This window comes from Streptomyces niveiscabiei (assembly GCF_001419795.1).
GTDB lineage: Bacteria > Actinomycetota > Actinomycetes > Streptomycetales > Streptomycetaceae > Streptomyces > Streptomyces niveiscabiei.
Genome location: NZ_LIRL01001041.1, coordinates 1 through 6,571 on the forward strand (window position 1 = coordinate 1; position 6,571 = coordinate 6,571).

The following is a 6,571-nucleotide window of genomic DNA, read 5'->3' on the forward strand; positions in this document are numbered from 1 at the left end:
GCTCATGACGAGACCTCCGGTACAGCGGCACGGTCGCTCATGACGAGACCTCCGGTACGGGGGTACGGCTCAGCCGAGCCCCAGCATCGCCCCGCGCCCACCGCACGCTCATCCCCCGACCTCCAACTCCGTGACAACCACCTGGTGTTGGTACGAGAACACCAGCGCCCCCGGCCCCACCTCGATCCGATCCGTGGGTGTCCCCCGCCGCCCGGTGATCGGGTCGGCCGCGAACAGCCGCACGTCCTCCACAAGGACGTTGCCCGTAGCCTGCTGAAGAACTCCGAAGATCTCGCCGTACTGGACGGGACGCCCGAACGGCCAACCCGTGCCGTCGGGACCGCCGTTGAGGGGGTTGAGGTAGCGGAACAGGGCGTCGAGCGCGGATTCGCGGACCCGGTCGATCTCCGACGGGGGCGCAGCGAACCGGGCGACGACCGTCACGCCCTGGTAGACGGGCGGCTCGACCACCAACCGCGTACCGATGAGCCGGCGTTCGTCCAGTGTGCGCGTGATGGACGTCAACACCTGCTCGGACGGGATGAGTTGCTCGAAGCGGAGCCGGTCGTCGCCTTCGTCGGCGACGGCGTCGGGAACGACGAGCACCCGTACGGCGCCCGCCTCTCCGCCGACGGGGAGGCACCGGACCCGGCGTACGGAGGGGGCGGCCTGCCGGGCCAGGATCTCGTAGTCCTCGGCGGTCACGGCCCGCTCCTGCATGCGCAAGGCTCGCGGCGCACGGAGTTTGGCGTTGTCGAGGGTCTCCCCCGCGACCCCTCCGAGCGCGGCCTCCCGGTTGATGACCCGGGCGACGTACGGGACGGAGCTGCGCAGGACGGAGATGGCGCCCCGGGCGACGTTCCCGGCGGGCCCCCCGCCGGTCCGATAGCGAACCACCCTGATCTGAGCGCCTTTTGACGGCACCGCGCCGCACTGCCGAAGCGTCCCGTCCGCTTCCCGGAGGACCGGCGGAAAGGTGAACTCCCCGGTGGTGGCGTCGACGCGGACGTGGCGATCGGAGGGCCCGGACCGCCCGAAGTGCTCGACGACGTCCCAGCGTTGCCACCCTTCGGCGGACGAGACCTCGACCTCGGGCAACGACCGGTCGAGAAGAACGGGCGGCCGGTCGAGCCGGAAGGACTGCCCGGCGACACCCTCGGACGTACCGAGCGGCACGTCGAGAACGGTCTCGGCATGCTCGACGGCCATGGTCCCGCCGACGGTAAAGACCGTCGCCTCACGGACAGTTGGCGACTCGGAGTAGAAGGGCTGCCCGGGCTCGGCCTCGGTGACCCGGCACCGCAGCCACCCCGCCCGGGTCCCCCCGATGACGGAGGCGGTGTGCCCGGCGGGCACATGGACGACGACCTCGCCGGGCCGGTTGAGCCCGCCGGTCGTGTCGGAGCCGGTCTCGCACTCCTGCCAACGCGCCCCGTCCCAGGCCTCCCAGACGAGCGGGGGCTGACGGGGGTCGACGCCGATGCCCTCGACGCGGCTGTCCAGGTTGACGGCAACGATGCAGCGGGGAACGGCAGTTGGCAGCCCGAAGAGCAGCGCGTCACCGGGTTCGGGCGCGGCCTGGAAGGCGGGTACGTCGCCGCCCTCGGCGAGGGTCCGGGTCCGGTCGGTCTGCTCGCCGGTGCGTGGCGCGGTGACGAGCCGGATCAACTCGCTGGGCAGGATGCGCAGTTCGTCGACGGTCGTGAAGACGACGGCGTCGTCGCTGGTGGAGGTCTCGCCGAGCGCGGTGGTGACCTCGGTGCCGGCGGGGAGGGTGACCGTGTCGGGCTGGGGGGCGGAGAGCCAGAAGTCGACGTCGGCGGAGGCGGCCGTCGGCGGGAAGAGGCGGATGTCCAACAGGTCCAGGAACGCTGTGTAGTTCTTGTCCGGGACCCGGTTGAGGCGGTACAGGAGCTGGTCGACCAGGTAGGCGAACGTCTCGATGAGCGTGACGCCCGGGTCGGAGACGTTGTGGTCGGTCCACTCGGGCGCGCGCTGCTGGACGTACCGCTTCGCCTCGTCGACGAGTTGCTGGAAACGCCGGTCGTCCAGGTTCGGGGAGGGGAGGGCCATCAGTCGGCGACCATTTCCTCGGCCCCCTCCTCGGAGGGGATCGTGTAGAAGGGGAAGACCAGGTTGCGCCGGTCGTTGGTGGAGCGGACGGTGTAGTGCACGTCGATGTAGAGGGTGCCGGCCTCGACGGCGTCGTAGGCGACGACGACCTCGTCGACGGCGATGCGCGGCTCCCAGCGCTCCAGGGCCTCGCGGACCTGCTGGGCGACGCGGCCGGCGGTGGCGCCGTCGCCGGGGGCGAAGACGTACTCGTGGATGCCGCAGCCGAATTCGGGACGCATGGGGCGTTCGCCGGGGGCGGTGCCGAGGACGAGGCGGATCGCCTCCTCGATCTCCTGCTCCTTCTCGACCAGGGCGATGCCGCCGGTGGGGCCGACGCGGAGGGGGAAGGCCCAACCCCGGCCTATGAAGCGCTCGTTCATCAACAGCCCCCAGCCATCAGCTTGTTCATCAACGACCCCTGTTCAAAGGCTTGTTCATCACACGCCCCCGATCAGCACGTTCATCGCACCCATCACGATCGTCGCCCCGCACGCCGTCTTGTCGCGGGCCTTCGCGGCGGGCAGCCCGCCGATGAGGACGACACCCGAGGCCAGCCCGGCCGGGTTCGGGATGACCACGTTCGCCGGGCCCAGCGCCAGGTGCGGGGGCATCGCGCAGGTGTGGAGGCTGCCGACGACGGCTGCGGGACGGCCGCCGATGAGGACGGTCGCCACGGACCGCGCGGCGGCGGGCGGCGGCGTGGCGATCACCCCGCCGTGGTCGGTGGGGTCACCGGTACGGGCTGCGGCCGGCATAGAACTCTCCTTCAGCACAGGTCAGTTGATCCGGATCAGCTTCGCCTTGAGGACGCCGAGCAGACCGCCGTCGATGGTGACGCCCGAGGTGCCGTTGACGCTCACGTTCCGTCCGTCGATCTTCACGCCGAGCTGGCCCTTGATGTCCACGTTCCGCCCGGACACGCTCACGTCGCCGCGCCCGGCGTCGAGGGTGATGCCCTTGTCGTCGAGGACGACGGACGTCAACTGCCGTTTCCCGCGCGCGTACACGGTCAGCTCGATCCGGTTGCGCCGGTCGTCGAGGAAGACTTCGAGCCGCTCGTCGGCGGTGCGCAGCCGAAGCCCCGAGGGTCCGGGCGCCCGCGCGTCGAGGAGTTCGACCCGATGCCCCGAACGGGACACCACGGAACGCCGGTTGACCTTCCCGCTCGACTTGTCGATCAACGGGACGTCGTGCGGGGAGGGTTGATCGACCCCGTTGTACAACCCCCCGATGACATAAGGGCTGTCGAGCAGCCCCTGTTCGAAGCCGACGAGCACCTCGTCGTTGACCTCGGGGCTCACCACGCCGCCCCCGCCCTTGCCGCCCCACTGCACGGTGCGCACCCAGTCGGTGACGTACGTGTCGTCCAGCCAGGGGAACTTGAGCCGGACGGCGCCCCGCTCGCCGCCCGCCGGATCGCGTACGTCGGTGACGACGCCGATCGCGAGCCCCGGCATGCGCGGCCCCCGCGAGGGCGCGTTGGCGCCGGTGACGAGGCCGGTGAGGGAGCGGTCGGGGCTGGTGCTGACCCAGACGGTCGTCCGGTAGCCGCCGTGCGGTTCGATGACGTGCTGGACCGCCGACGGCGTGTACTTGCCGGAGAACGCCTTGCCGACGTTGCCGAGCGCGACCGGCTTGCCCACCCGCAGCAGCGGATTGCCCTCGGCGACCACCTCCAGCTCCGCGAACCCGGAGCTGACCTGATCGGCGACGGCGTCGGCAACTGCCTTGGTCTCGGCCAGCGTTCGGTACGGAGTGTCGGTGACCGTCAGCTTCGCCTTGCCGAACTTCGCGGCGGAGGACGGCGCGAGACCCGGGAGCACGGTGTCGCTGACGACCGACGGCTTCGGGGACACCAGGGGTTTCTTGTTGGTGACGTCCCACCCCCGCACCTCGACCTGGGAGGCGCCGTCGGCCGTCGACAGGGCGGCCCGCAGCGTGAACAGGTTGCGGGGGTACTCCAGGACCAGCGGGTTGTTGACGGCCGAGGTGGACGGCGCGGGTGCGGCGGACGCCTTCTTCGGCTTGGTGAACTGGAGCAACCCCTTGTCGTCCACGCGGACTTGGGCACCGCTCTCGGCCGCGAGGAACTGGAGGAAGTCCCAGTCGGAGACGTTCGCCTGGGAGAGCTGCTTGTAGGTGATCGGCGCGGCCTCGACCGTACCGACGGCCAGCCCGGCGCTCGCGGCGACCTTCCGGACGATCGCCGAGGCGGTCATGTTCCTGAACGCGACGACTTTACGGCCGCGTTGGAGCCGGTGCTCCTTGGAGTAGGCGCGCACGACGGTGAACGACCCGGTGCGGTCCCGGTCGATCTCCAGCGCGGTCACCTCGCCGCTGAAGAGGCGTTCGCGGGACTGCCCGGAGACGGTGACGACGGACACCTTCAGCAGCGTGCCGATGGTGATGCCGGTCGCGGCGAGGAACTCGTGGTCGGGGTCGCGGAAGGTGATGACGGCGGCATCGGGCAGGCCGACGTTCTCATCGACGACACAACTCACCACCTGCGCGGCCCAGGTGGGCGGCAGTTCACCGGGGGCCTCGATGACGGGGTCGGCGGCGAAGGCCCGTCCGCCCCGCTCGCCCGATCCTGGTCCGCTCACTGTTCCTCCTCCGCGCCCGCGTCCCGCAGTCCCGGCACCACGAGTTCGGTGCCGGGGACGAGGGCCATCGGGTCGTCGATCCCGTTCGCCTCGGCGATGACCCGCCACGCCGTCGCGTCGCCGTACTCCCGCCAGGCCAGCATGGCGAGGCTGTCCCCGGCGACAACGGTGTGCGTACTGCGGGCAGTTCGGGCGCCCGAGGTCGGGTTCTGGCCCGCCGGGTCGACGGACGCCTCCTCGATCGTGAGCGAACAGGTCGCCCGCAGGGGCGTGCCGTCCACGTCGAAGAGGGTGTACGAGACGGAGAGGCTCGACAGCACCCCGTCGAACGATGTCGTGCGCGCGGAGCCCCACTCGAACCGCACCCAGGGGCTCGCGGGCTTCTTGCGGCCGAGGCTCGTCGGCGTCGGCACGCACGCCTTCATCAGCTTCTCGACGGCCTGCTCAACCGACTTGTCGTGCTTGGCCGTTGCGTCGAGGAACACCTCAAGGCTCAACGTACGCGGGCCACTTCCGACGAACTCCGGCAACGCGGACTGCCCCGCCATCCGGGACGGCGTACGGCGCCACTCGGTGGACTTGCTCAGTTGCAGCGTCGAGGGGTTGAACTGGAGGTCCAGGCGCGCGATGGTCCCGCCGGGCTTGGCACCGACGGCCGACGGTGGTTCCTTCAGCGTCAACTGGGCCCTGACGCGGCTGGATCGGGCGGAAGCCATGCCGAACCTCCTTTCTTTCTAGGGTGGTTGTGCGATTCAGGAGGGCCGGAGCCCTTGGTGGGCGATCTCCAGCGTCTCGACGGCCGCCGACGAATCAGCCGGGTCGAAGGACGGCCCCTGCCAGCGCACGGGCACGATCCCGAACACCTGCCAGCTGATGATCTGGCTCAAGTCGGGCCGCAGCGCGACGATTTCGCCGTCCTTCGGCTCGACCCGCCGCAGCGTCTCGTCCAGCCACCGCGCGATCTTCGCGGTGTCGGCGGTCACCGGCCGGGTCAGGGTGATGTTCGTCCAGGTGACCCGGCCCGGGAGCTGCCAGGTGAAGTCGTTGTTCCCGCCCTCGGCGTACGTCTCCATCTCGACCTCGGCGCCCATCCCCGAACACGTGTGGAACGCGCCCAGATCATTGCCGCCGATCGCGAGCCGGAAGTACACACTCGTCGCGAAAATGCTGTCCGTCATCCGTCCGTCATCCGTTCCATGCCTCAGCGGCGACCGTCATAAGGGCGCCCCGTACGGTCCCGCCCACGCCGCAACTCGGTACGCAGCAGCCGCGACACGGGATCGAGAAGCCGCCGGGCGAGATCGTCGAGGTCGGGGTCACCGGGCCCGCCCTTGTCACTCCCGGAAGAGGAACCGGCACCGGAACCGCCGGCCTCCTTCGCCGGGTTCCGCTGTACGTCGGCCCGGGGCGCCGGCGCCTTCGCCACAGCCGCGTCCCGCTGCACGGCGGGCGCCTTGGCGGCGACGGTCCGCGCGACGACGGGAACAGCCGGGGCCACGGACGCCGGTACAGCAGGCGCCACCTCCACCTGCGGCGCGACGGCGGGAAGGGGCCGCGCGGGCACGATCCGGGGAGCCGCCTCCTGCTGAGGAGGAGCGGGCCGGACGACGGGAACGCGCTGAACAGGGGCCGAATCACGGGGAGTTGACGCGGACGAACCAAAGGCGGGCGAGGCGGCGGTGGGCAACGCGGACGCGCCCGAAGCAACCGCAGGCAACGCGGACGCGCCCGAAGCAACCGCAGGCAACACGGACGCGGACGAGGTGGCGGCAGGCGAAGTCGAACCGGACGAGGTGGAAGCGGGGGCGCGTTGTACGTACGAGGCCGAGGCCCCCACCCCCACCCCCGCCGAC

Annotated in this window: 7 protein-coding genes; all 7 read right to left on the reverse strand. The window is 70.8% G+C overall.

Annotated elements, in window-relative coordinates; all coding sequences use genetic code 11:
* Positions 1 to 108 precede the first annotated feature (108 nt).
* From AOK24_RS39325 to AOK24_RS46915, 7 genes are read right to left on the reverse strand one after another with little or no spacing between them, the layout of a single operon-like run.
* Entirely contained in the window at positions 109 to 2,073 is a 1,965-nt protein-coding gene (locus tag AOK24_RS39325; RefSeq protein WP_055724718.1) for a putative baseplate assembly protein, read from the reverse strand.
* A complete protein-coding gene (locus AOK24_RS39330; RefSeq protein WP_055724719.1) occupies positions 2,073 to 2,495 on the reverse strand; it encodes a GPW/gp25 family protein in 423 nt (140 codons plus the stop codon). Before AOK24_RS39330 ends, AOK24_RS39325 begins: the two co-directional genes overlap by 1 nt.
* Positions 2,496 to 2,552: 57 nt before the next feature.
* Complete coding sequence (locus AOK24_RS39335) at positions 2,553 to 2,870, reverse strand: PAAR domain-containing protein (RefSeq protein ID WP_055724720.1); 318 nt, start codon at positions 2,868 to 2,870, stop codon at positions 2,553 to 2,555.
* 21 nt (positions 2,871 to 2,891) lie between these two features.
* Positions 2,892 to 4,718, reverse strand: a complete 1,827-nt coding sequence (locus AOK24_RS39340; protein WP_055724721.1) for a VgrG-related protein — start codon at positions 4,716 to 4,718, stop codon at positions 2,892 to 2,894.
* Positions 4,715 to 5,434: a CIS tube protein gene (locus tag AOK24_RS39345; RefSeq protein WP_055724722.1), complete on the reverse strand. Its 720-nt coding sequence runs from the start codon at positions 5,432 to 5,434 to the stop codon at positions 4,715 to 4,717. The genes AOK24_RS39340 and AOK24_RS39345 overlap by 4 nt, the downstream gene beginning before the upstream one ends.
* Before the next feature lie 36 nt (positions 5,435 to 5,470).
* Positions 5,471 to 5,896 (reverse strand): phage tail protein, encoded by a 426-nt coding sequence (locus tag AOK24_RS39350; protein ID WP_055724723.1) that lies wholly within the window; start codon positions 5,894 to 5,896, stop codon positions 5,471 to 5,473.
* A gap of 23 nt (positions 5,897 to 5,919) precedes the next feature.
* Positions 5,920 to 6,282, reverse strand: a complete 363-nt coding sequence (locus AOK24_RS46915) for a hypothetical protein (RefSeq protein WP_055724724.1) — start codon at positions 6,280 to 6,282, stop codon at positions 5,920 to 5,922.
* Positions 6,283 to 6,571: the final 289 nt, after the last annotated feature.

Bases quoted from the DNA above. Each gene is read 5' to 3' on its own strand.
- AOK24_RS39325 (WP_055724718.1), bottom strand. From the start codon at position 2,073: ATGGCCCTCCCCTCCCCGAACCTGGACGACCGGCGTTTCCAGCAACTC.
- AOK24_RS39330 (WP_055724719.1), bottom strand. From the start codon at position 2,495: ATGAACGAGCGCTTCATAGGCCGGGGTTGGGCCTTCCCCCTCCGCGTC.
- AOK24_RS39335 (WP_055724720.1), bottom strand. From the start codon at position 2,870: ATGCCGGCCGCAGCCCGTACCGGTGACCCCACCGACCACGGCGGGGTG.
- AOK24_RS39345 (WP_055724722.1), bottom strand. From the start codon at position 5,434: ATGGCTTCCGCCCGATCCAGCCGCGTCAGGGCCCAGTTGACGCTGAAG.
- AOK24_RS39350 (WP_055724723.1), bottom strand. From the start codon at position 5,896: ATGACGGACAGCATTTTCGCGACGAGTGTGTACTTCCGGCTCGCGATC.